At 67.7% G+C, this 25,317-nt stretch carries 19 protein-coding genes and 1 tRNA gene; 17 read left to right on the forward strand and 3 right to left on the reverse strand.

Features of this window, described 5'->3' with window-relative positions; all coding sequences use genetic code 11:
- The first annotated feature begins 109 nt into the window (after positions 1-109).
- From CCZ27_RS08635 to CCZ27_RS08660, 6 genes are all read left to right on the forward strand, one after another.
- Positions 110-787, forward strand: coding sequence for an ABC transporter ATP-binding protein (locus CCZ27_RS08635; RefSeq protein WP_096447361.1), 678 nt, complete (start codon positions 110-112; stop codon positions 785-787).
- The gene (locus CCZ27_RS08640; RefSeq protein ID WP_096447363.1) at positions 784-3,318 is read left to right on the forward strand and encodes an ABC transporter permease; all 2,535 of its coding nucleotides are present in this window, start codon (positions 784-786) and stop codon (positions 3,316-3,318) included. The genes CCZ27_RS08635 and CCZ27_RS08640 overlap by 4 nt, the downstream gene beginning before the upstream one ends.
- Before the next feature lie 65 nt (positions 3,319-3,383).
- Positions 3,384-4,511, forward strand: a complete 1,128-nt coding sequence (locus CCZ27_RS08645; RefSeq protein WP_096452353.1) for a lipocalin-like domain-containing protein — start codon at positions 3,384-3,386, stop codon at positions 4,509-4,511.
- 140 nt (positions 4,512-4,651) lie between these two features.
- Positions 4,652-5,542, forward strand: coding sequence for a dTDP-4-dehydrorhamnose reductase (rfbD, locus tag CCZ27_RS08650; RefSeq protein WP_096447365.1), 891 nt, complete (start codon positions 4,652-4,654; stop codon positions 5,540-5,542).
- Between the two features lie 64 nt (positions 5,543-5,606).
- Complete coding sequence (locus tag CCZ27_RS08655; RefSeq protein WP_096447367.1) at positions 5,607-7,055, forward strand: mannose-1-phosphate guanylyltransferase/mannose-6-phosphate isomerase; 1,449 nt, start codon at positions 5,607-5,609, stop codon at positions 7,053-7,055.
- An 88-nt stretch (positions 7,056-7,143) separates the two neighbouring features.
- A tRNA-Leu gene (locus CCZ27_RS08660) sits at positions 7,144-7,228 on the forward strand.
- Positions 7,229-7,545: 317 nt separating this feature from the next.
- Here the strand turns inward: CCZ27_RS08660 and CCZ27_RS08665 are convergent.
- Positions 7,546-8,601 (reverse strand): DNA-binding protein, encoded by a 1,056-nt coding sequence (locus CCZ27_RS08665; protein ID WP_157748503.1) that lies wholly within the window; start codon positions 8,599-8,601, stop codon positions 7,546-7,548.
- A 137-nt stretch (positions 8,602-8,738) separates the two neighbouring features.
- Between CCZ27_RS08665 and CCZ27_RS08670 the strand changes: the two genes are divergently transcribed.
- The 11 genes from CCZ27_RS08670 (at position 8,739) to CCZ27_RS08710 (ending at position 21,099) form a co-directional block, all read left to right on the forward strand.
- Positions 8,739-9,935: a tyrosine-type recombinase/integrase gene (locus CCZ27_RS08670; RefSeq protein ID WP_096447371.1), complete on the forward strand. Its 1,197-nt coding sequence runs from the start codon at positions 8,739-8,741 to the stop codon at positions 9,933-9,935.
- 173 nt (positions 9,936-10,108) lie between these two features.
- The gene (locus CCZ27_RS08675) at positions 10,109-10,579 is read left to right on the forward strand and encodes an archaeosortase/exosortase family protein (protein WP_198363296.1); all 471 of its coding nucleotides are present in this window, start codon (positions 10,109-10,111) and stop codon (positions 10,577-10,579) included.
- Positions 10,542-11,198: a hypothetical protein gene (locus CCZ27_RS08680; RefSeq protein ID WP_198363297.1), complete on the forward strand. Its 657-nt coding sequence runs from the start codon at positions 10,542-10,544 to the stop codon at positions 11,196-11,198. Before CCZ27_RS08675 ends, CCZ27_RS08680 begins: the two co-directional genes overlap by 38 nt.
- Before the next feature lie 114 nt (positions 11,199-11,312).
- Positions 11,313-12,812 (forward strand): putative Ig domain-containing protein, encoded by a 1,500-nt coding sequence (locus tag CCZ27_RS24540; RefSeq protein WP_157748504.1) that lies wholly within the window; start codon positions 11,313-11,315, stop codon positions 12,810-12,812.
- A gap of 35 nt (positions 12,813-12,847) precedes the next feature.
- On the forward strand, positions 12,848-14,692 hold the full coding sequence (locus CCZ27_RS08690) for a transglutaminase-like domain-containing protein (RefSeq protein ID WP_096447377.1): 1,845 nt from the start codon (positions 12,848-12,850) through the stop codon (positions 14,690-14,692).
- Positions 14,689-15,339: a hypothetical protein gene (locus CCZ27_RS23455; protein WP_157748505.1), complete on the forward strand. Its 651-nt coding sequence runs from the start codon at positions 14,689-14,691 to the stop codon at positions 15,337-15,339. The genes CCZ27_RS08690 and CCZ27_RS23455 overlap by 4 nt, the downstream gene beginning before the upstream one ends.
- A 17-nt stretch (positions 15,340-15,356) precedes the next feature.
- On the forward strand, positions 15,357-15,530 hold the full coding sequence (locus CCZ27_RS23460) for a hypothetical protein (RefSeq protein ID WP_157748506.1): 174 nt from the start codon (positions 15,357-15,359) through the stop codon (positions 15,528-15,530).
- 222 nt (positions 15,531-15,752) lie between these two features.
- Complete coding sequence (locus CCZ27_RS24715; protein ID WP_443081556.1) at positions 15,753-16,103, forward strand: DUF6531 domain-containing protein; 351 nt, start codon at positions 15,753-15,755, stop codon at positions 16,101-16,103.
- Positions 16,104-16,106: 3 nt separating this feature from the next.
- Positions 16,107-17,282 (forward strand): RHS repeat domain-containing protein, encoded by a 1,176-nt coding sequence (locus CCZ27_RS24815; RefSeq protein WP_096447381.1) that lies wholly within the window; start codon positions 16,107-16,109, stop codon positions 17,280-17,282.
- Positions 17,283-17,700: 418 nt separating this feature from the next.
- Entirely contained in the window at positions 17,701-20,283 is a 2,583-nt protein-coding gene (locus CCZ27_RS08705; RefSeq protein WP_096447383.1) for an RHS repeat-associated core domain-containing protein, read from the forward strand.
- A 9-nt stretch (positions 20,284-20,292) separates the two neighbouring features.
- A complete protein-coding gene (locus CCZ27_RS08710) occupies positions 20,293-21,099 on the forward strand; it encodes a hypothetical protein (protein ID WP_096447385.1) in 807 nt (268 codons plus the stop codon).
- Positions 21,100-21,153: 54 nt separating this feature from the next.
- On the opposite strand, the gene CCZ27_RS23955 is transcribed toward CCZ27_RS08710, so the two are convergent.
- Complete coding sequence (locus CCZ27_RS23955; RefSeq protein ID WP_198363298.1) at positions 21,154-22,146, reverse strand: hypothetical protein; 993 nt, start codon at positions 22,144-22,146, stop codon at positions 21,154-21,156.
- Positions 22,147-22,195: 49 nt separating this feature from the next.
- Entirely contained in the window at positions 22,196-25,144 is a 2,949-nt protein-coding gene (locus CCZ27_RS08720; protein ID WP_096447387.1) for a Tn3 family transposase, read from the reverse strand.
- Positions 25,145-25,317: the final 173 nt, after the last annotated feature.

Here is a 25,317-nt window from a genome sequence, read left to right on the forward strand (position 1 = left end):
GCGCACGGCGCCCGCGCGGCCGGAGGGGTTTGGCGCTGGCGGGGCGGCGGGAGTATAAGCGAAGACGCCCGTCGGGCACTTTTTCCTTGCTCGCGGAGTCCCTGCAGCCATGTTGCACATCCACGCCCTCGTCAAGACGCTGCCCGGTTCGCCGCCGCGCAGCCTGTTCGACGGCCTGTCGCTGCAGGTGGAGGCCGGCGAGTGCATCGCCATCGTGGGCGAATCCGGCGCCGGCAAGTCGACGCTGCTCAACTGCATCGCCGGCCTGGATGCAGCCGAGGGCGGCAGCATCGCCGTCGGCGGACTGGAACTCCGCGGCCTCGACGACGACGGCCTCACCCGCCTGCGCAGGACGCGGTTCGGCTTCGTATTCCAGGCTTTCCACGTGCTGCCCCATCTGAGCGTGCTGCAGAACGTGGCCTTGCCGCTGTGGCTGCTCGGCATCGCCGACGCGCAGGCCGACGAACGCGCGCAGGCGATGCTGGAGCGCGTCGGCCTCGGAGGGCGCGGCGCCGACGCGCCGCAGATGCTGTCCGGCGGCGAGTTGCAGCGCGTGGCGATCGCCCGGGCGCTGGTACATCGGCCCGCGGTGGTGCTGGCCGACGAACCCACCGGCAACCTCGATCCGGAGCGGGCGGCCGACATCCTCGGCCTGCTGCTGGAGCAGGTCCGCGACGGCGGCGCGGCCGGCATCCTGGTGACGCACTCGCGCGCCGCGGCGCGGCGTGCCGATCGCGTGCTCGAACTCAGCCGCGGACGGCTCGTCGACGCCGGCCTGCCCGCGTGAGCGGCGTGCTGCGCCGCGTCTTCGTCGCCAGCCTGCTCAAGCGGCGGCTGGCGAGCGCGCTGTCGCTGCTGTCGATCGCGCTCGGGGTCGCGCTCGGCCTTGCGGTCCAGATCATCCACGGTGCCGCGCTCGACGAGTTCGGCGAAGGCGTGCGCCGCATGTCCGGCATCGCCGACCTGCAGGTGACCGGCCCGCGCGAGGGTTTCGGCGAAGATCTCTATGCGGTGCTGGCGCTGCGGCCGGAGGTGGCCGAGGCCAGCCCGGTGCTGGAGATCGAGGCGCGCATTCCAGGCGCCCCGGCGCCGCTGCGCATCCTCGGCGTCGATCTGTTCCGCGTCGCGGCCGTGCAGCCGCAGTTGCTGCCGGTGGCCGGGCGAGGTACCGGCCCGGCGCCGGACCGCCTGGCCGCCCTGCGCGAAGACGCCCTGTTCCTGTCGGCCGAGGCGGAAGCGTCCGTATTCCCGGACGCAGGCGGCGGGGATTCCGCGCCGCGCCGGCTCACCGTGCAGTCGGGCCTGCAACTGCACGACCTGGACGTGGCAGGCGGCGTGCCGGGCGCGCGCGAGCGCATGGGCGTGATGGACATCGCCGCGGCGCAGGACGTCTTCGCCCGCCGCGGTCTGCTGACCCGCATCGACCTCAGGCTTGCGGCGGGGACGACCCGCACGCAGGCGATGGCCGCGCTGTCGCCGCTGCTGCCCGCCGGCGTGGTGCTGCGCACGGTAGACGAAGCCGCCACCGAGGCGGCCGGGCTGTCGCGCGCCTATCGCGTCAATCTCACCATGCTGGCGGCGATTGCGCTGCTCACCGGCGGCTTTCTCGTCTTCTCGGCGCAGTGGCTCGCCGTCGTGCGCCGCCGGCGCGAGTTCGGGGTCCTGCGCGCGCTCGGGCTGGAGCGCGGACAACTGAGGCGGGGGCTGCTTGCCGAAGGGGCGGTGATCGGGGGCGTCGGCGGCATCTTCGGCGTCGCGCTGGGGCATGGTCTGGCTGCGCTGGCTTTCCGCTTCGCGGGTGCCGACCTCGGCGCAGGGGTCTTCCGCGACATCGTGCCGACGCTGCACGTCGACCCGCTGCTGTCTGCGGCCTACCTGGCGCTGGGGATCACGGCGGGCACGGGCGGCGCCTGGCTGCCGGCGCGCGAGGCCACGCGCGTGCCGCCGGCGCAGGCATTGCATGCGGCCGGGGTTCGGGATGCGCCGTCACGGCCCGAGCGCGGCCGCGCGGGAATGGCGCTCTCCGCCCTGGCGCTCGCCGGGGCGGCCTGCCTGCTGCCGCCGTTCGGCGGCATTCCGCTCGGCGGCTATGTCGCGGTGGCAGGCATTCTCGCGGCGGCCGTCCTCGCCCTGCCGCCGCTGACGGCGGCGGTGTCGCGGCTGCTCGCCGGCGGACGGCATCCGGTGTGGCGCCTGGCGCGCGCCCGCTTCGTCGCCTCGCGCCGGCAGGTGGCGGTGGCCGGCGCCGGAGTGGTGGCGAGCGTCGCGGTGGCCTCGGCCATGGCCATCATGGTCAATTCGTTCCGCCTGTCGGTGGATGACTGGCTGACGCAGGTCCTGCCGGCCGACCTCTACCTGCGTGCCTCGGCCTCCTCGGCCAGCGGTTACCTGGACGATGCGGCGCTGGAGCGCATCCGCTCGCTGCCCGGCGTGGCCGGGGCCGACCCGGTGCGCGCGGTCAACTTCAGGCTGGATGCCGCCAGCCCGCCGGTCACCCTGCTGGCGAGGCCCGTCGCGCAAGGCTGGGGGCTGCCGCTGGTCGCCGGCACGCTGAGCCCGCCGGCCACCGCGGCACGCCCGCCCGCCTGGATCGCGGAGGCGATCGCCGACGGCCACCGCCTGAAGCCGGGGGATCGCCTGACGCTGCCGATCGGCGGCGCCATGCACGATTTCAGGGTGGCCGGCATCTGGCGCGACTACGCGCGCCAGCACGGCGCCGTGGTGATCGAGCGCAAGGACTACCTGGCGGTGACCGGGGACGGGCGCATCAACGACGTCGCGATCCGGCTCGCCGCCGGCCACGAGGCGGATCGGGTCGCCGCCGCGCTGCGGGAACTCCTGGGCGAACAGCGCGTGGAGATCGCGCGACCGGGGGAGATCCGTGCAATCACGCTGCAGATCTTCGACCGCACCTTCCTGATCACCTACCTGATGGAAGCCGTTGCCGTCGCCATCGGCCTGTTCGGCATCGCCACGACCTTTGCCGCACAGGCGGCGTCGCGCCGGGGGGAATTCGGCATGCTGCGCCACCTGGGCCTCACCCGGCGCGACATCGGCCGCCTGCTGGCGCTGGAAGGCATGCTCACCTGCGTGATGGGCGTGCTGGCCGGCCTGCTGGGCGGCGCCGCGGTATCCGTGGTGCTGATCGAGGTCATCAACCGCCAGAGCTTCCACTGGAGCATGGACTTCAGCGTGCCCTGGGCGGCCCTGGCGGTGTTCTCGGTCACGCTGGTCCTGCTCGCGGGCTGGGCGGCCCAGCTCGCGGGAGCCCATGCGACGCGCCGATCCGCCGTGCTCGCGGTGAAGGAGGACTGGTGATGGATGGATCGCGCCGGGCGGGAGCGGCGGGGCAGGGGGGCGGCATCCTGCGGCGCATCGCGCGCATGGCCGCGCTGTGGTGCGCGCTTTTCGCAGGCACCGGCCTTTGCACGGAAACGGCCGCGGAGGCCGACTTTCCTCCCGTGCTGCGCGGCACGCCGCTCGATTTCCCGCGTGATCTGGGGGCACACCCCGCGTTTCGCACCGAATGGTGGTACGTGACCGGCTGGATCACGGACGAAGCAGGCATCGAGCGCGGCTTCCAGGTGACCTTCTTTCGCGTGCGAACCGGCATCGGCGAGCGCAGCAAGAGCCGCTTCGCGCCCACGCAACTGGTGCTGGCGCATGCAGCGATCGCCGATCCGGCCCTCGGCCGCCTGCGGCATGCGCAGCGGGCCGAGCGCGCCCACGAACCGCTGGCCGGCGCCGACGCCGGCAGGACCCGCGCCTGGGTGCGCGACTGGCTGCTCGAAGGGGACGGCGGCCGCTACCGCACGCGCATCGCGGCGGACGCCTTTTCCTTCGAACTCGACTTCTTGCCCGCCGGGCCACCCCTGTTGAACGGGCACGACGGCTTCAGCCGCAAAGCCCCCGATCCCAGACACGCCAGCCACTACTACAGCCGCCCACAACTCGCGGTGGCGGGAACGCTGACGCTCGAAGGCAGGCGGCACGAAGTGCGCGGCCAAGCCTGGCTGGACCACGAATGGTCCAGCGAATTGATGCCCGAGCGCGCGAAAGGCTGGGACTGGATCGGCATCAACCTGCGCGACGGCGGCTCGCTGATGGCTTTTCGCATGCGCGACGACGCCGGCGGCGCGCTGTGGTCGGCATTCACCCTGGTCGAACATGGCCGGACGCAGCGCCGGGAAGGACCGGACGCGGTGCGCTTCACGCCGCTGCGCACCTGGCGCTCGCCGCGCACCGGCGCCGAGTACCCGGTGGAGTGGGAACTCGAACTGCCCGCCACGGCGGCCGGCGGCGGCCACGCGCGCCGGCTGCGCCTGGTGCCGCTGATGGACGACCAGGAGCTGGACAGCGCACGATCGACCGGTGCGATCTACTGGGAAGGTGCAGTGCGCGTGCTCGAAGCCCCCGGCGGCGCCGGAGCGGACGAGGCCCACTCCGCCCCGCGCGAGTTCGGCCGCGGCTACCTGGAGATGACGGGGTACGCCGACCGGCCCGGGATGTAGGCCGCGCGGAGCCGGGTGCGGAAGAAAACCTCATGCCGCCATGCCTTTTCCGCCCGCGTGCGCAGCATTGCATGCTTTGCGGACCGGCGCGGATGCGATAATCCGGCCGCCGCACTATCCGGGGCGCGAAGGCTGAAGTCATGAAGATTCTGTTGCTGGGCAGTAATGGACAGGTGGGCTGGGAGTTGCAGCGCTCGCTGGCGCCGCTGGGCGAAGTGGTCGCGCTCGACCGCAGCGGTGCCCCCGGCCTGTGCGGCGATCTTTCGCGGATGGACGAACTCGCGGCCGGCGTGCGCCGGCTGGCGCCGGACGTCATCGTCAATGCCGCCGCCTACACGGCCGTCGACAAGGCCGAGAGCGAACCCGAACTCGCCCATGCGATCAATGCCGGGGCCGTCGGCCGCCTTGCCGCCGAGGCCGCGGCCCTGGGCGCCTGGCTGGTGCATTATTCGACCGACTACGTGTTCGACGGCAGTGGCGGGCAACCCTGGCGCGAAGACGCCGCCACCGCGCCGCTATCGGTGTACGGAAGGACCAAGCTCGCCGGCGAAGAAGCGATCCGCGCGAGCGGCTGCCGCCATCTCATCCTGCGCACGTCGTGGGTGTATGCCGCGCGCGGCGGCAATTTCGCCCGCACCATGCTGCGGCTGGCAACCGAACGGGAGCGCCTGACGGTGATCGCCGACCAGACCGGTGCGCCCACCGGCGCCGACCTGATCGCGGATGTGAGCGCCCACGCCTTGCGCAGCGCGATGCGCGACGCGAACCTGTCCGGCACCTACCACCTGGCCGCGGCCGGGGAAACCAGTTGGCACGGCTACGCCCGCTTCGTCATCGAAGAGGCGCGCGCCCTCGGCATCGCGCTCAAGGCGACCGACATCGCCGCCATCCCGACCTCGGACTACCCGACGCCTGCGCGGCGCCCGCTGAATTCGCGGCTCGACACCACGCGGCTGCGCCAGCGCTTCGGCCTCGCGCTGCCCGACTGGCGCCCGGGCGTGCGGCGCATGCTGCGCGAGGTGCTGCAGTAAACTGGGTGCCTGCCTTGCGCCGGCTTCCGGTCCGTTCCCGACGATTCCAAAAGAGTTCCTGCAGATGACGATCAAGAGCGTAATTCTCTCCGGCGGGTCCGGAACCCGCCTGTGGCCCGCCTCGCGCGAAAGCTACCCCAAGCAGTTGCTGCCTCTCACCGGCGAAAACTCGCTGCTGCAGGAGACGGCGCTGCGCCTGAACGGCTTCGGCGCGACGGACGTGGACCCCCGTCCCATCGTCGTGACCAACGAAGAGTACCGCTTCATCATCGCCGAGCAGTTGCGCCAGATCGGCGCCCGCTCGCCGCAGATCGTGCTCGAGCCGGCGGGGCGCAACACCGCCCCCGCGCTCACGCTGGCCGCCCACGTGGCGAGCGAGGAGGGCGATCCGGTGCTGCTGGTGATGCCGGCCGATCACGTCGTCGCCGACGTCGCCGCCTTCCAGCGCGGGATCGCCGAGGGCGCCAGGCTCGCCGCCGACGGGGCGCTGGTCACCTTCGGCATCGTTCCGGAGCACCCGGAAACCGGCTACGGCTACATCCGCGCCGGCGACGTACGGAGCGGCGCCGACACCGCCCGCAGCCTGCTCGAGTTCGTCGAGAAACCCGACGCCGAGACCGCCCGGGCCTACGTCGACAGCGGCCAGTATTTCTGGAACAGCGGCATCTTCATGATGAAAGCCTCGGTGTGGCTGCGCGCCATCGCGCAATGCAACGCGGCGATGGCAACCGCGTGCGCCGAGGCGGCGGCCGGATGCCAGCGCGACGCGGACTTCCTGCGCATCGATCGCACCGCCTTCGAGCGCTGCCCGTCGGACTCGATCGACTACGCCGTGATGGAGCACCTGCCATCCGCCCCCGAACTCGGCGCCGGCGTCGTCGTGCCCCTGTCGGCGGGCTGGTCCGACGTCGGCGCCTGGGACGCGCTGTGGGCCGTGTCCGAGAAGGACGAGCAGGGCAACAGTGCCCGCGGCGAAGTCATGTTCGAAGCGAGCCGCAACACGCTGGTGCATGCGAACAACCGCCTGGTGGCCGCGATCGGCTGCGAAGACATGGTGGTGGTCGAAACGCCCGACGCGGTGATGGTCGCCCACAAGAGCCGCACGCAGGACGTGAAGAAGGTCGTCGCGCGCCTGAAGGCCGAAGGCCGCAGCCTCGCCCAGAGCCACCGCAAGGTCTATCGCCCGTGGGGCTGGTACGACTCCATCGACAGCGGCGAACGCTTCCAGGTCAAGCGCATCGTCGTCAATCCCGGCGCCAAGCTGAGCCTGCAGATGCACCATCACCGCGCCGAACACTGGATCGTCGTGCGCGGCACGGCCGAAGTGACCTGCGGCGACAAGGTCTTCCTGCTGGCGGAAAACGAATCCACCTACATCCCGCTGGGCCGCACGCACCGGCTGGCCAACCCCGGACGGCTGCCGCTGGAGATCATCGAAGTGCAATCGGGCGGCTATCTCGGCGAGGACGACATCGTCCGCTTCGAAGACAACTACGGCCGCATCGGCCACTGACCGGCAACCGCGACGGACGCCGCCCGCAGCAAGGCATGCGGCCATCAGGCGCGTGTATAATGCGCGCGCTTTACGATCAGCCGGTTACGCGGGGATGGCGGAATTGGTAGACGCACTGGATTTAGGTTCCAGCGCCGCAAGGCGTGAGAGTTCGAGTCTCTTTCCCCGCACCATTGGTTTTGCCAATCGGACACGAGCGCCTGCCCTGCAGAACCGGGCTTGACGGGTGCGGTGGCTGATGTAGCGACCAGCCTCCAGTCGAAAAGTCGATGAGTAGCCGCTTATGATTTCCTCCCGAAGAGCCCGCCGAGTTTCGCTATCAGCCCAAGGGGGGCTTTTGGCCAAGGTGGAACGGTGTTTGGCCATTCCGAAGGCCACTCGATAGGCCCGGTGGGAGCGAAGCTGCAATTTGAGGACATATAAGCAATTGCTGCTGAACAAACCACCTGGTGCAATGACAGGGAAGTTGCAACCAGCCGCAAGATCGAACCTAAGCAACTGTTTTTCGGGTTCTTGTTCGTGGCTTGGTAGCCGATTTCTCGGGGGCTGGCGCCGGTCTCTGCTGCAGTTCCTTATCAAGCTCGGCGATTTTCTCCCGGCAAGCGGTAAGGTCGCGCTCCAGTAAGCTTTTTCGGGTCTCGCTTTCTGCGGCAATCGTCCGCAGGGATTGCATCTCCTCCGCCTGTTGTTGGTATCGCGTTCGCATTTCCTGGAGCATCCCTTCGGCCACGCCGATTTTCTGTCGGGCGCCGCCCAAGTCGGCCTGAAGCTGCGCTACCTCGGTGCGATGCCGGTCCTCGGCGTCCTGTTGCTGCTGCCGGACTTTCTCCAGCTCTTTCTGCGCCCTCGCCGCAGCCGTCCGCTCCCGGTCGATCTCCAGCAAGGCGCGCTTTTCCGCCGCCTCGCAACGTTCTTCGGAGCGCTGCAACGCCTGGCGCAGCTTTTCCAGTTCGGCCGCGAAATCGCGGCGGGCGTCGGCCAAAGCCGCTTCCAAGGCCGCTTGCTGACGCACGGCCGCTTCCAATTGGGTGGCCAGCGCCGCCTTGCCGGCCTGCTCGACGGCCAGTTCGCACTCCAGCGCCAACGCCCGTTCCGTGGCGACCTGGATCGCTTGCTGGGCCTGCTCCCGCGCCAGCAGGGCGGTGGTCCGCTCGTTCTCGGCTGACGCCTGGGCGGTTTGCGACTCCAGCACGGCCGCCTGGGCTTCGGACCGGAAGACCGCCAGCCCCTCCTGGGCAGCCCCCTGGGCCTGGGTCCACAAGGCGGCGACCAACTCCCCGGCCGCCGATTTGAGGCTGTCAGGCAAATCGGGATGCTCAATCCGCACCCGGCTCTTTTCCCGCAGGTCCTCCCAGAATTTCGCCAGAGCTTCCGCCGGCGCCGACATGCTGCCCTTGCGTACGTACTGGTAGAGCTTGTTGGCCGTGGGCGTGATGCCGTAGCGGAAGAACAGCACAGCGCAGACCTCGCGGTAGAGTTCCTGGGTCTCGGAAATCTGCTGGCGGAGGGCCTCGATTTCGGCGTGGATCTGGGCTTCGGTGGGCATCGCGCGGCTCCGGCGAGGCGATGATTTGGGGAATAATACAACGTAAACCGTCATTTATCGAACTTCCGCAGAGTGGCTTTTGACATTAACCGTATAGTGTCAAATAATCCCTTCAGTCGCCTGCGGAGAACTGCGCCATGCCCGACAACCTCGTTTCCGCCGGATCGTCCGGCTTCCCGGCGCCCCTTGAACACCTGCGCCTGCCGGCGGAACTCGACGGCAGCGCCGGCAGCAACCGGGCACGCAGCGCCTCCACCGTCATCGCCGCCCAAAACGATCTGCAGGCGATCGCCGCCTGGCTCGCCCGCTTCGCCGATACCCGGACCACCTTCGACAACTACCGCAAGGAGGCCGAGCGCCTGTTGCTCTGGGCGGTGGCCCAGCAGGGCAAGCCGCTATCGTCGCTGACTCACGAGGATCTGCTGGTATACCAACGTTTCCTGGCCGATCCCCAGCCGGCCAGCCGCTGGGTGCTTGCCCGGGGCCGCAAGCCCGGCAGGAGCCACCCGGCGTGGCGCCCCTTCGCCGGTCCCTTGGCGCCGTCCAGCCAACGCCAGGCCATGGTGATCCTGAATGCGCTCTTCTCCTGGCTGGTCACCGCCGGCTACCTGGCGGGCAACCCCCTGGCCCTTTCCCGCCAGCGGGCACGCAAGGCCAAGCCACGCCAGACCCGCTACCTGGAACCCGACCTGTGGCGCGAGGTTCGGGCCGCGGTCGAGACCATGCCGCGGGAAACCGATCGCGAGCGGGAGCACTATTTTCGGGTACGCTGGCTGTTCTCCTTGTTCTATGCCTGCGGCTTGCGCATCTCGGAAGTGGCCGGCAACACGATGGGCGGCTTCTTTTGCCGGCGGGACCAAGCTGGGGAGGAACGCTGGTGGCTGGAAGTCACCGGCAAAGGCAGCAAGGTGCGGATCGTGCCGGCGACGGCCGAATTGATGGTCGAATTGGCCCGCTACCGCCGCGAGAACGGCCTGCCGCCGCTTCCCTTGCCGGGAGACGAGACGCCATTGCTCCTGCCGATCGGTGCCAAGCCCCGGCCGCTGACGCGGGCCGCAGTCCATGCCATCGTGAAGGAGGTTTTCCGGCAGGCAGCGCAGCGGCTCCGCCACCAAGGTGAGGACAGTGCGTGTCGGGCGGACCGTCTCGAACAGGCCTCGGCCCACTGGCTGCGCCATACCGCCGGATCGCACATGACCGACCAAGCCATGGACCTCCGACACGTCCGCGATAACCTGGGGCACGAGTCCTTGACGACGACCTCGGGCTATCTGCACACCGCCGACGACGCCCGGCATCGGGAAACCGAGGAAAAACATCGAATCGGTTGGTGACCTGCGCCGGCGCCTGTCACCGCTTTGTCATGTTATCCGTTCAGCATGCACGGGTCCGGTTTTCCGATCACCGCATGCTTCCACACTCCCGCGACGGCCACGCTTTTCTCCCCGACGGCGCGGTCAATGCCCCGCCGATGGCGCCACCACCCCGACCGCTGGGGCGATCCCTCTTGCTGCTCGTCGCCGCCTTCGCCCTCCTGCAATGGGGCTGGAGCGCAGCACGCGGCACCTGGGTCGAGCGGCTGGTGGTCCACGAAGCCACCGTGACCTCGGCGGCCGCCTTCGTGCGTCTCCTCACGCCGGAGATTCCGGCCAAGGCCGTCGGCTCCAGCATCAAGGCACCGGGCGGCGGGCTCAATATCCTCAACGGCTGCGAGGGCACCGAGGTCATGTTCCTCCTCGTCGCCGCCTTTGCCGCCGTCCGCATGCCCTGGCGCCACCGCCTGGCGGGACTGGGGCTGGGCATCGCTGTCGTCTTCCTGATCAACCAGGCGCGCATCCTGGCGCTGTTCTACTGCCATCGTGCCGACCGGCAGCTATTTGACACCTTGCACACGGCGGTTCTCCCGGCCGTGCTGGTCGCGTTGACCGCTGCCTATTTCTATGCCGTCCTCCACCACGCCCAACGGCGCATGGCCTGACCCCGGCGGGCTGGTTCTCCGGCTGGCCGTCGCCCTTGGGCTGGTGATCGCTATTGCCCTGGTAGGCGGGCGGGCGCTGGTGGAAGCCGTCTTGTCGATCACGACCCCAACCCTCCTGGGCTGGATCGACGACCGCTTCGGCATCCTCTTCCTTGGCCTCGATCATACCGGCCAGGATACGGTGATCCGCCTGCGGACGAATCTTGTGCGGATGCTCGTCGTCGGGACCCATGTCGTTCAACCTCACCCGAAGGGATGGCTGGAGGTGACCACCACCGTCGGCGCCATGCTGCAGCCAGTCACGATTGGGCTCGGTCTGGCGGGGGCCTGGCCGGGAAAAGCCGGCATTCGCCTGCTGCGGTTGCTGCTTGTCGCGGTGCTTGGCGTAGCGTTCATGCTGATGGACATTCCTCTCACGCTGCATGCCTATACTTGGGATATGTTCCTTGATCACTACGATCCCGACCACGTTTCCCCCGTGATGCTGACGCATAATTTTCTGCACGGTGGCGGACGCCTTGCGGTCGGCGTCCTGATGGCGGCGCTGGTTATCCGGGGCGTCCCGAGGAATCGCCGAGCCAAGTCGGCCGTGGCTGCCGACCCTGGTCACGGGCTATGACAACGGTGATATAAAAGCCGTTTGTCATGAGCCGTTCGGCTCAAAAGAGGCCCGCAACAGGTGTAATGACAAATAGGTAGTCTCCCTACCCGGTTAACCGGAGGGGGAGAGCTCGTGGACCGTCATCATTTCCTGTCGGCATTGTTGCTGACCATCGTTGTCGCCTTGCCGGCGCAGGGGGCTGTCGACGACGCCCGTGCCAAGGGACTCAAGTGGTTGGTCCAGACCCAGAAGGGCGACGGCTCGTTCAGCGGCCTGCAGGGACTGGAAGTGCAAGCCACCGCCGCCACGGTCGATGCGCTGCTGGCGGGCGGCATGAGCAAATCGCCGCAGTATGGGCGGGCGCTGTCCTGGCTGGCCAACGCGCCTGGAAGCAGTGTCGATGCCCGCGCCTGGCAAGCGGCCGCCCTGGCGGCGGCCGGCCGGGACGCCACCGCCGTCGCCGGTACGCTGCGCGATGAACGCAACACCTCGGCGGCCAAGGCCGGGAGCATCAGCACGGGCAATACGGCCCTGTGGGGGCCGTTTCCCGGCTATGCCGCCAGCTTCCCTGATACGGCCCTGGCGTTCGGGGCCCTGCGCAGCGCCGGTGTCTCCTACACCAACGACACCACCGAACTGACGGTCACCGTCCTTTGCCATACCCTGCCGGACCAGTTGACGGCTTCCCCCTGGAACGGGAGTTGGCCCTACGCCTTGCCCCAGAACGGGCAGCCCACCCACGCAGTCAACGGTTCGCTGGCCGCCACCGCGCTGACGCTCTTTGAGCTCAAGAAGCAACGGCAAGCCGGCCGCTTCCTCAGCGGTTCCGCCTGCTCCAAGACCTCGCCCTCGGCCATCGACACCGCCATGGCCAGCGCCAAGACCTGGCTGATTGCCCAAGCGAATGCCGACGGCGGCTTCGCGGAACGCAACCCGCAGAGCGGTACCCTGGAAGTCTCCAGCCCCACGGCGTCCGCCCTGGCGGTGCGGGCCCTGGCCCTGTTCGCTGCGGAGGGCGACTCCGCCGCCACCACCGCCGTCACCAATGCCCGCAACTGGCTGGCGGATCAGCAGAACCCGGACGGCAGCTGGCGGGGCGACCCCTTCGTCACCGCCCGGGTATTGGCGGCCTTTCCCGCCGCGGCGGGCGCGCAGATTGCCGATGCCGACAATGACGGCCTCCCCGACGTGGTGGAGCAACAATTGGGCACTCAGACCGCCGTGGCCGACGCCCAGGGCTCGCTGGCCACCAACGGCAACGCCCAGGCCGGCCTCACTGCGACCTCCTTCTCCGCCGCCGGCACCCTCGGCCAGCCCTTCGCCTATGCCTTGTCCGCCAGCGGCGGCACTGGGCCGTTCACCTACGCCCGCACCGGCGGCGCCCTGCCGCCCGGACTGACCCTGGCGGCCAACGGGCAGATTACCGGGACACCGACCAGTACCGGCAGCTACGCCTTCGACTACGAGGTGACCGATGCGACTGGCGCGACCACCCTGGTCATCGGCCGCATCGATGTCGCCGAGGTGGTCGCCAGCAGCGGCGGCGACGCGGACGTTCCCATTCCCGCCTGGGCGCTGCTCGCCCTGGGCGGCGCCTTGCTGACCGCCATCCGCCGCAAGGCGGCGTGCTGAACCCCAACGAACGCGAATCTTCTGAAGAGGCTCCCATGCGCCGCCTGCCCCTGACTTCCCTCATCGCTGCCGTGCTCTGCGCGGGTTTGGCCCACGCTGCGCCGCCCAAGGAACTGGCGCCGCTGCCGGCGGAGGCCCTGCAAGCTGTCAAGGCCGCCCAGCACCGCGCCGGCGATCGCCTGGCCGATACCCTGGGCCGCCATCTGTCCGAAGCCCGCGCCCTGGCGCGCCGCGCCGATGCCGCCACGGACGACGACCTCGCCACCCGGCGCTCCGAGGCAGCCGCCAAGCGGCAGGAGATGCGCACCTTGCGCGACGAAGTCCTGGCCCGCGTCGACGCCGCGGCGCAGGCGGCGGAAGGCCGCGGCACCGGACGGGCCGCCGGCGAAGGGCGGGAACTGCGCCGCCAACTGGCCGCCCGTTTCACCCTGCTCGACGCCGACCTCCAGGCCCTGGAGAAGGCGGATCGGGCCAACCTCGGCCCCCGCGCCCGGCAGTTGGCCGACCGCCTCGCCGCCTGGGAAGCCGCCCGGCCGGTGGCCCCCTTGCCCCAGCCCAACTGGAAGCTCGCCGAACCGCAGCCGGTGACGGAATTGCCAGCGGCTGCCGAGCCGCCTCGCTTCGTCGGCGATACCCTCTGGCTCCTGCGGCACCACTTCGCCGATGCGGGCGGGGTCATGCGCGTGGCCCTCAAATCCACCCCGGCGGAAGCCGCTGCCTGCGGCTATACCGCCGCCGACCTGGCCGATACGGCCGAGGCCCCGAAGAGCCACGCCGACATCCAGGCGCTCGCCAAGGAACTGGACTACAACCCGGCCCGCATCTTTGAATGGGTGAACCAGAACGTCGCCTTCGAGCCCTATTTCGGCTCCTTGAAGGGCGGAGTCTCCACCCTGTGGGCCAAGGCCGGCGGCGCCACCGACCAGGCCAGCCTGCTGGTGGCCCTGCTGCGCGCTTCCAACGTCCCGGCCCGCTACGTGCGCGGCACCGTCCAGGTGATCGACGCTTCCCCGAAGGGCGCCGACGGGCGCGGGCCGCGCTGGGTGGGGGCCAAGACCTACCAGGCCGCCGCCAACATCCTCGCCGCCAACGGCAACCCCTCGGCCAGCTACGGCACCAACAGCCTGGGCCTCGCCCACGTGTGGGTCGAGGCTTGCCTGCCGTATTCCGCCTACCGCGGCGCCGCCGTGGACGATTCCGGCCACCGCTGGGTACCGCTGGACCCGTCCTACAAGGACCACCGCTACCAGGCCGGCATCCCGGTCGATAGCGGCTTCGATTTCGACTACACCGGCTGGCTGGCGAGCCGCATTGACGGCCAGGGCCGCTATCGCCTGCCGCAAGAGCACTTCGCCGACCAGACGGTGGCCCATGCCCGCACCAAGGCCCCCAACTACGCCAACAACACCCTCGAAGACATCCCCTACAAGAGCGAAATCAAGCGCACCCGCTTCGACATCCTGCCCATCGTCCCGCCCTACGAAGTGGTGAAGTACGACAGCTGGAGCGGGGTGGCCGGCGAATCGGCGGAGACTGCCGCGCTGCCCGACCGCCACCGCTACCGCCTGCAGGTGACGGTGAGGAACAAGAGCGGCACCAACCCCGAGAACTACGCCGGCAACATCCTCGCCCAGAAAACCCTCAACCTGCCGGAGCTCGCCACCGCCCGCCTGACCCTGGCCTTCCGCGGCGCCACTGCCGGCGACCAGACCGCCTACACCACCTGGCTCAACAGCGTCGACCCCGGTGCGGCCCCGACCTGCAGCGCCAGCGTCAACGTCGTTCCCGTCCTGCGGTGGACGGTGCGGAACAGACCAAGGATGCCGGCAGCGGCACCACCACCCTCTGCTCCTCCGACAATGTTCTCCAACTCAAGGTGACCGTCGCCGAATTGCCGTCCAACGGTGGCGTCGTCAGCTCGGTCAATTACGCCAACATCGCCGCCGCCAGCCTCCAGGCCCTGCACGCCAACGCCTGGCACACCTCGGACGCCTACCTCGCCAAGCGAAGTGAACAACTCCTGGCCGCGGTGCGGGCCAACTCCGATCCCAACGCCTCCGAGGCGAGCCGGGATGCCGTCGAAGGCGAATTCCTCAACCTGGCCGCCGCCAAGTACAGCCGCCATGTGGTGGACGCCACCCGGCAGGTCGGCGGGCTCTTCGGCGAATCGGGCACCACCGGCATCAGCCTGGGTCTGACCTCGGCCCAGGTCAAGGTCAATTACCTCTTCGATCTGCCTTACGGCCTCTTCCGGAAGGGCTTCCTCATCGACTGGCCCGGCAGCATTTCACCAGCCGTCGGCTCGACGGCACTACCGGCGACTGGCGGGCCTTCAAGCTCGCCGGTTTCGCCGGTTCCGCCTACGAGGCCTACATCTGGCAGGAGAACGCCCACCTCGACGCCGTCTCCACCACCCGCGGCCTGCAGTTCGCCAAGGAGCAGGGCATCGAGATCCTGCAGATCAACAACAGCAGCGACTGGGCGGCTCAGAAAGCGAAGCTCACCAGCAACGCCGACAGCACGCTGAACTACGCGGCGAGCCATGTGGCCCAGATCGAGTCGGGCTACGTCAACGCGGGCTTCAAGCTCACCATCCCCCGCAGCCTGATCCGCTACCCCGACGCGAGCGGCTGGAAGGGCGCCACCTTCTACACCGAGAACTTCACTTCAAACCCAGCCCAAGCCGGCTTCCCATCAACGGCTACAGCGGCGGCGTGACGGTGGAACCCGGCGAAGGGGCTGCCTCGTCCGAAGGCGAATCGGGCGGCGGCTACACCGGCAACTGGGGTTCGGTCGGGAACGTCTTCAACCCCAACCTGGGCACCGGCATCGTCGGCGAAGGCACGGCGCCCAGCTTCGCGCAACTGTCCGGCACCAACTCCTGGCAGACCGCCAACGGGCCTTACCAGCGGCACCACCTACTCCGGCGACCCGGTGAACATGGTCACCGGCAACCTCATCCACACGAGCGGGACATCAGCATCAAGGGCAAAGGCGGCCTGCCATCGTCTCGAGCGCTGGTACAACAGCAAGAACCCCAAGGACGGCCCCCTGGGCTACGGCTGGACCCACAGCTTCAACCACTTCATCCGCTTCTACGGGGGTGGAATCGGGCACCGCCAAGCTTGGCTGGAACGACGGCACCGGCGGGCGAGCGTTTCTTCTCGACTACGGGCCACAGCAGCGCAACATCAGTGTCGGCGCGAGCTTCAGCGCCCCGGCCGGCATCTACGCGACCGGTCGAGCGCCTCGCCGACGGCAAGTACCGGATCACCGAGCGCTCGGGGATGAAATATGTCTTCGAGAGCGTCAACGCACCGCCACGACACCAACCAGAAGGCGCGGCTCCTCTCCATCGCCGACAGAACAACAACACCCTCACGCTCGCCTACGGCGCCGCCTGCGGCAACAACTTGTGCACCGTTACCGACGGCTCGCCCGGGCGCTGACCTTCACCTACAACGGCAGCCGCCTCAGCCAGATCAGCGACTGGTCCGGCCGTACCTGGCAGTACACGGTGGACGCCAACGGCGACCTCGTCACCTTCAAGAACCCGCTCGCCGTGGCCGGCAGCCAGAACCCGGTCACCTACCAGTACTACACCAGCGCCGACGGCGCCAACCTCGCCCACGCCATGAAGCGCTACCAGTTGCCGCGGGGCAACGGCATGGGCTTCGAGTACTACCAGAACGGCCGCGTCTTCCGCCACACCCCCTTCGGCACCGACGGCGAAGGGAAGCCCGAATCCGCACCACCTTCGCCTGGACCGAGTTCCGCCGCGAAGCGCAGCAGATCGACGGGCAGGGCAACGTCCGGCGCTTCCTCTTCGACAAATACGGCAACCCGATTGCCATCACCGACGAAGCCGGCGCTGAGACCACCTACACCTACGACACCGCCGCCGGGCGCACCCATCTGCGCCTCACCAAGACCGCGCCCAACGGCCAGACCACCGGCTACGCCTACGACACCGCCGGCAACCTCACCGACGTGACGCTGCCTTCCGGGCGGACGCTGCAGTACCGCGACCACACCGCCTTCGGCCAGCCCAAGCGGGTCAAGGACGCCAACGGCAACTGGAACCTCAACCGTTTCGACACGGCCGGCAATTTGACCGACGTCATCCAGTTGAAGGCCGGCGTTGTCCCCACCGCCGACACCGCCCCGGCCACCGCCAACATCGTCGCCTGGAGCCAATTCCAGGCCGACAGTTCCGGCAACCCGATCAAGGTCAAACGCCTGCGCGACTGGAGCGGCGCCATCCTCGGCAACCCGGCCAGCGGCGTCGGCCCGAGCCTGGAGACCGCCTACGACGCGAGTGCCTTGAACGTCAGCAGCCTCACCCGCCGGGGCGACACCAACGGCAGCCCAGGGAGCCTGGAAGTCGACACCTACAGCGACTTCCAATGGGACAGCCTGGGCCGGATGAAGCGCGGTCCGGACGCCGCCTGGTACGCCCGCCGACCATGACTACGACGCCCTCGACCGCCCCATCAAGACCCCCGACGGCCGGGGCAACACCTGGGCCAGCATCTACGACGACAACGGCAACCCGATCAACGTCGGCCTGACCATCTCCGGCGCCTACCTGGACGGCCACTACGCCACCTGGGACGACCTCGACCGCCTGGAGAGGAAGATCGACTACGCCGGCAACGCCACCCTCAACAGCTACAACCCCCTCGGCCACCTCGCCGCCGTCACCGGCCCCGACGGCTACACCCTCAACTTCGACCGCGACCCCCTGGGGCGCATCACCGGCGCCTACAACGAGGAAGGCCACCGCGTCTCCCTCGCCCTCGACCCCGACGGCCGGCCGCGGAGCAGCACCGACCCCAATGGGCTGACCACCAGCTACGAGTACTACGACAGTACGCAAGATGGCCAGTTGAAGCGCACCACGCTGCCCACCGTCTCGGGGCAAAGTCAGGGCCGGGCCATCGAGATCGCCCAGTACGACGGGGCTGGGCGTCCCACTAAACTCAACGCCATCGCCGCCGACGGCACTATCCGCGACAGCTACCGCTTCTACGATGAGCTCGGGCGCCTCACCCGCGCCGTCGGCCCGCAGGTTTCCGCCAGCGACACCAGCCGGCCAGTGACCTGCCTCGTCTACACGGCGCTCGGCGACGTGAGTGAAATCTGGGCCGGCAGCACCACCGACACGGCCAGCGTCACCTGCAATCTCGCCGACTCCAACCTCAAGCAACAGCAAAGCGCCACCTGGGACGACTGGGGCAGGAAGCTCACCCAGACCGACCCCCTGGGCAAGGTTTGGAAATGGACCTGGAACAGCCATGGCGAACTGCTGACCAGCCAGACCCCGACCCAGGTGGTGGCCGGGCAGACCACCACCTACGCCTACGGCACCAAGGGCGCCAGCGGCGAAACCCAGGGCCACCTGAAAACCCGCACTGTCCCCGGCGCCCAGACCGTCACCTACACCCGCAACGCCCTGGGTCAGGTGACCAAGGCCGAAACCAAGGACGGCAGCGGCGCCCCGGTGGTCGCCTACGACTACGGCTTCGACGCCGCCCACCGCCTCGCCACCGTCACCGACTCCCGAGGGAACAAGACCCTCAGCTACACCTGGACCCCCGGCGGCCGACTGGCCCGGGTCACCGACAGCGACGGCCACAGCACGAGCTTCGCCTACGACGCCGTCGGAAGGCTCGCCAGCCTCATCGCGCCCAATAATGAAACCGTCAGCTTCGTCTGGGACGCGGGCGGGCGGCTCGTCGAGAAGCGCCTCAGTTCCGGCTTGCGGACCACCCAGAACTGGTTCGAGGACGGCAGCCTGAAGGACCGGAAGAACCTCTTCGGCGCCGCCACCCTCAGCAGCCATGCCTACACCCTGGACGCTCAGGGCCGACGCGCCACCCACGCTGAAAACGTTGGCGGCACCAGCAAGAGCTGGACCTACGCTTATGACTATCTCGATCGGCTGACCAGCGCCAGCGACGGCACAGCGGAAACCTATGGTTACGACATCTACGGCAACCGGCGAAGCAAGACCAAGAGTGGCAGCACCACCGCCTATCTCTACGACCTGGCGCACCAACTCAGCGAAATCCGCAGCGGCAGCGACACCGGCGCGCTGATCGGCGGCGCCATCCACGATGCCGACGGGCATCTGACCAAGCTCTGCGAAGGCACCAGCGCCACCAAGAGCGCCAGCGACTGCACCAGCAGCGGCACCGGCGCCACGACGCTCCAGCTCGCCTGGAACGCCATGGACCACCTCTTGACCGCCACCCGCATCGGCGCTAATGCCGTGACGGAAAGCTACGCGTACGACGACAGCGGCCGGCGGATCAGGAAGACCAGCGGCGGCGCCACCACTTACTATCTCTATGACGGCGACGACATCCATGCCGAGTGGTCGGGCACGCTGGCCGGCATGCCGGGTGCGGTCTATGCCCACGGGGCGGGGACGGACGAACCGATCCTACGGCTGACCGGCAGCACGAACAGCCCGGCGGCGACCCAGGCGGCCTATCTGCAGGATGGGCTGGGGAGCGTGATTGGCACGGCCAGCGCCACCGGCACGCTGACCGCCAGCCAGCGCTTCGATGCCTGGGGGAACAAGACGGCCGGCAGCGGCACCGTGCCCGCCTACGGCTACACCGGGCGCGAGCCGGATGCGACGGGGCTTACCTTCTACCGGGCGCGCTACCAGCATCCCGGCCAGGGGCGCTTCATCTCCCGCGATCCGGCGGGGATGGTCGATGCTATCAGCCCGTATGCATATGTCGCGAACTCGCCGACAAACTTCGTGGATCCGACCGGCCAGTTTCTCGATATTGCGCTGGACGCGGGATTCATTGTGTATGACATTGCGGTGCTTGGGCACGATCTGATCGCCAACGGTGGCAAGAACTGGGCGGTGCACACCGGCGCCTTGGCAGCCGACGTGGCCGGAGCCGTCATCCCGTTTGTCACCGGTGCGGGGCAAGCCTACCGGGCAGGGAACAAACTGGTCGATGTGGCCCGGCAGGCCGATAATGCGGTTCCGGCCGGCGGTTCGGCCGCAACCAGGGGGACGAAGGTGCATGGGGAGTTTGATACGGCTCTGAAGAATGGGGCTGGCGGAAAGAATGTCTCAGGCGAGCAACCATATGTAAAAGGTGAATGGCTTCAGGACAAATACCGTCCAAAAGGCAGTTCCAATCCCGATGCAGTTGTTGGCAATCCGGCGAATCCCGCTGCTGTCTTTGATCTCAAGACAGGCAAGTCCGGCATCTCGAACTCGCAGATGACGAAGTACGAACGCAACCTGCCGGAAGGCACGCCGGTCTATACGGTGACACCCAACGGCCACAATGCCCCGCGACCCCAGAGCTTGTCCGGGATGGGGGCAGGCCTGAACACGGGTTATCTGGGAGGGCAATTGGTCTTCGGCAGCGATCCTGTCCCGTATCAGGGAGGAGTCGTAGGCAATGAGGCGATCGATCCGCGCCTGTACAAGTAAGCCGCCATAATGCACAAGGCGCCTGAGATTGCACGGTTCGTCAGGACGCACCTGCGGACCGCGCTGCCGGAGTTTACTGGGCAATATAAGCAGCGAGATATCCTCCGAATGCGGGGGCATGTGGCGCAGTGGGTGTTCGTGGGTACAAGTCGTAGCGGATGGATAGACATTTCCCCGACCCTTTCCGTATTGGGGTCGAAGATTTATGAAAAGGATTTGGAGAGCAACAGGTGTAGAGATGGTTCTATTGACACTAACTCACTAATTAGTACGGTTGCCGCGCTGAAGTCTACGTCTGCCACCGCATTACGCCGATGGCAGTTTCGGCCAGAAACCCTGCTAGATGAGGCGTTTGCCGCCGAAATCCTCATCAGACTCAAGCAAGACTCACCGATTTCCTTCACCCAGCCGCTGGAAGATGAGGCCATCGACAAGGCCTTGCGCTGGTTTGGCAAGGACGGTTACTGGCTTGCCCATCTTTTTCTTGCCTACTTCAACATGACCCGTGGCGCCCCCACGGCGCGCAAGGACTTGGCTCAGGCCTTCGATCTATTCCGTCGCAACAGTCGCCTGTCGACAGACAAGCCTCTGCACGATTGGGAAGAAGCCTTGCTGGCCCGCTTCCGGGAACTGGAATCCCGCTTGGACCGCACCGACTGCATTGCACTCTGCCGGGCGGACGCCGAAGAGCACGCCCGGTTGCTGAAACTGCCGCCCATCGTCTGGCCCCCCGAATGGCCGGAGTCGATGCTGCCCTGGCCGACGGAGCCGGACAGCTTGGCTTCCTGGGTGGGCCGACTCTTCAGAAAGCCATGATTGTATGCCCTCGCATAGACTTGACCGCTCTTGACCGCCGTGCCGGGGCGCGACTCACCGCGGCACCGGGCGGCTCCCGGATGTCATGTGGTCGACCAAGACCCGGGTCGCATTGACCACCGCCTCGAAGCGCTCGATCTGTTCCGACAGCCGCGTAAGCTCCGCCTGCTGCGGACGCGACGGCACCCCCCGGCACCAGCGCGCCACCTGCTCGCGGTAGGTGGGCACCATTTCCAGCTGGTTTTCGCACAGCCGCCGGGATCGTTGCAGGGTGGCCGCATCCAGACACTGCGGACGTGCCATCGCCGCCTGTAGAGATGCGTGCAAGTCCTCCGCCCCGGCCAACTCCTCCGCCATGACCAGGGCGATCATGGGCAGCATCGACAAGGGCTGCCAGTTCGGTTTCGACGCTGGTGCCGACTCCTGAGCGGCCCCGGTGTCGCCGGTTGCCGGCGTGGGCGTCGGCGCCAGTTCCATCCGATCGTTTGCCAGGTCCAGGTAGGACGGGTCGCCGCGGCAGACCCACTCCAAGACCCACCCCGGCGGCTCCGGCCGGCGCCGGAACTGGGCAAGGGCATCGTCGTATTGAGCGGCCGTCGTAGCCGACCGCGCGATGCGCGGCCAATTCTCGGCCAGTCCGCTCCGGATCACTTTTCCGCCCTCGTCCCGAAAGGCCGTCACGAGTTGTGCCGGATCAATAACCAGGATGAAATAGTTCCCTTCGTCGATCAGGTGACGCAACACGACGCGCACCCCGGGATCACTCGGGTTGACGACGACATGGTAGGTCGCGAAGCCTGGGAAATCGAAGGCCAGGTGAACCACCTCGTACTGGCTAGTCCCCAGCAGGGTATGGCCAAACTCGAACCCGTGGTTAGTGATGTCCGCCGGCAGCGCCACCCCGGGCCGCAGAGCGATCAGCGCATAGGTTTCCTTGCGCTCCTCGACGAGGCCCAGGGCGCAGCAGGGGGACGGAGAATCCACGAAGTCCTGGGCGAAGCGCCGATTGAGGGTCAGCTTGGGCAGGAGGGGGACAACGTTGCTCATCGGCAGTCTTTCATGGCGGAATTCGTTGCAGGTCTGATCGCCAAGAACGTCAGGCGGCCAGCGGGAGCCGCCGGCTCATGTCCAGCTCGATCCGCCCGTAGGGGTTCACGTGGTGGTATATGAGGGGCGACAGCGCCCGCCAATCTTCTGCCGTCATGCGGTCACGCCAGCCGGGGTCGGCGAGGACCTCCTGGATGAAGAGCGTATTCACGTAGACCAGGCAGGCCTGCAAGAGGTGCAGCGAGAGCACGGCGAGCTCCTGGTCCTCGACGCGATTGGTCGCCATCTCGCCCTTCTCGCCGTAAAAGATGAAGTCGTTGGCGCTATTCCAGTTCTCCACCACGTTCAGGCCTTCGTGGATTTCGTGGCGCAGGCCTTCGTCGTGCAGGTAGCGGCAGAGAAACACCGTCTTGATCGCCTTGCCCAGCTCGGCCAGGGCCTGGTAGGTGGGATGCTGGACGTTGTTGCGGGTGAAGCGGCGCAGGATGGCCTCGGGCTCCGCCGTCCCGAGCCGTAGGGCAGTGGTGTACTTGATGATTTCGTCGTACTGCTGACGGATCAGGTCCCACTTGATGGCCCGCGTCAGGACCGGTTCGAGTTGCGCGTAACGCTCGGCGTCGGCCGCCGCCGGCAGGTAGAGCTTCTGCCGGGCGATGGTCTTGAGGCGGGGCAGGAGGTCGAAGCCCAGGATGTAGCTGAAGGCGAAGGCGACTTCGCTCTGGCCATGGCTGTCCACGTACTGCTGCTCGATCTCCATCGTCGTGCAGTGGCGCAGCACGCCCTCCATCATGGCCGCCACTTCGGAGGACGAGCAGCGCTTGAGCTGGGAGTAGATACAGGTCGAGTTCTCGTCCACGTGCCAATAGATCATGACGCCGCGCCCGCCGTAGCGAGCGTGCCATTCGGTCATCAGGTTCTGGTCGTAAGCTCCGAACTGCTTGGAGTCGGAGGCGCAGGCGGTGGTGGCGTCGCCCCAGATGGCGGGCTGGCGGATGCGGAAGGTGCCATTGACGATGTCGGCGACTGCCGCCCGCAGTGCTTCCTTGTTGAAGTAGCGGCGCTTCACGTAGCGCAGTTCGTCGAAGGTGACGCTGGGCTGCTGGCTGGCCACCCGCTTCAAGCCGACGTTGGTGCCGATGCCGAACAGGCAGAGCAGCAAGCGGCGTTGCAATACGGCTGGGTCCAGCGCCTCGCGGCTGGCCGCCGTGCGGAAGGACGCACTGAAGTTCACGCGCAGGTCGACTTCCTTGACGATGTCGATCAGTTCCACGTCGGACCAACGCCGGCCGATCTCGCGCTTCAACGCGGCCGTGTTGGGCGGCTCCACCAGGGGATCGAAGGGGGTGAGATGGATGGTGTTCTTGCCTTGCTTCCGGAGCCGCACCTTGGGATTCTTCGCCAGGCCGTCGTGGAAGGTCTTGAGCCACCGGTGCATGGCGGCTTGCACCTGGTCGATGAACACTTCGGGATCCTTGGGTGCTTTGAGCAGGTCGTAGTAGGTGTCACGCTTGGCGTCGAAGTCGGCGGGCAGATCCGCTTCAGGGTCGCGGTAGCGATCGGCACCTTCGACCCAGATCTCCTTGGTGCGCAGCCGTTTACGCAGGGCCCGCAGCACACAGACTTCGTAGTCGATGCGATTGACCCGCTCGGTCCCGTCCTTGGCCCGTTCGACGATAATGTGGTGCCATTTCTTCGGCACGACGCCTTCGAGCGGCACCTCGTCGGCCTCGTAGTATTGCCGCCGGCTGTCGCGATGGGCCTGCAGCACGGCAAGGGCGTCGATCACCGGGCGATGCACCGTATTGTTGGAACGGAAGGCCAGCACGTCCAGGACCGGCATCAGGGCGCTGCGATAGCCGTGGCTGTAGGAGGAGCGCATCGTCTCCTGAACCTGGCGCTCGACATCGAGCCCGAGGGCGCCGAACTCGGCTACCAACTCCTGGAGCGTCTTCTGGCTGACCACGGGGTAGACCACTTCCTTGATCACCCCGTCCGGCTCGTCGGCCGTCGCTTCAGCCAGCTTGAACAGCAGCCGGGCCTTGCCGCGCACTTTCTTGAAGGCGGCGAACTGTTGCTTGTCGATTTTCTTTTCGGCGCGGGTGCCGATGTTGTGGATGAGTTGCAGCAGCATGTCGACCAGGGCGTCGGTCAGCTGTTGCCGCCGGCGCCAGCAGAACATGGCCACCAGGCTGTAACGGATCGGCGCCGGGTGGCGACGCAGTTCGCGGATCGATTCGGTGGCGCAGCGCTGCCGGAACTGGTCGATGAACTTGCCGGGCACGCCCTGGAACACGTCGGCTGCAAGGCCGATGGCATCGATAGCTTGGCGCCGGGCGATGCCGGCGAGGAGATTGTCGCGACCGGGTTTGCCGAGGTCAGCCTTGAGATGGACGAAGCTCGGGGCGGCGGTCGTCGGTTCCGGTACGTTGTCATCGCCGGGGTCGTCGCCCGCCAGCAACTGGTCGATGGCGATGCGGCTGGCCACCGAGAGGCGGCCGTGGATCATTTCCTGAAGACGGGTCGTGTAGGCGTGCAGCGTGGAACGGATGACACGATCCAAGTGGTCGAGCGCCGGCGGTTCCAGGTGTTGCGCGTTGCACCACTCCAGGGCGAGGTCGCGGCCGTGGCGGGCCTGGGGGTCGAAGGGGAGGACGTCGCTGGCCAGCCACTCGGCCAAGCGCCGAAGATCGGGGCCGGTGCTCGGGCGGTATCCCAAGATGGCGCGGATGCTTCGGCGCTGCCGCCGTCCCTGGCGACCGTCGAGCTCAAATTCAGCGAAGCCGTCCGTGGAGGCGCCGAGTTGCATGGCGATCCACGCCAGTGCAATGGGATCGATTTCGCGGTAGTGCTCGGGAAAGCGACCGTGGTTTTCCATGAACTTGAACTGCACCGCGAAGGCCAAGCGACCCTTGTCCGTCATTCCGGGTAGCAGCGCCAACTCGTCGGCGGTCAGCGTCCATTGCTCCTGCAACTCGATGTCGGTCCACGATTGCGCCATGACAAGCTCCGTCAATGCGAATGGACGGATTATATGAGGCAACGTCACCGAAGCAATGCAGTCTGCATCATGACATGCTTATATGGCCTCGAATTGCAGCTTCGCTCCCACTACCCCCGATAGGAGGAAGGCCCAGCAGTCTGGCGTGTTCTTCGGCGTTCGCTCGGCACAGC

The sequence above is a fragment of the Thauera sp. K11 genome, assembly GCF_002354895.1.
Lineage (GTDB): Bacteria > Pseudomonadota > Gammaproteobacteria > Burkholderiales > Rhodocyclaceae > Thauera > Thauera sinica.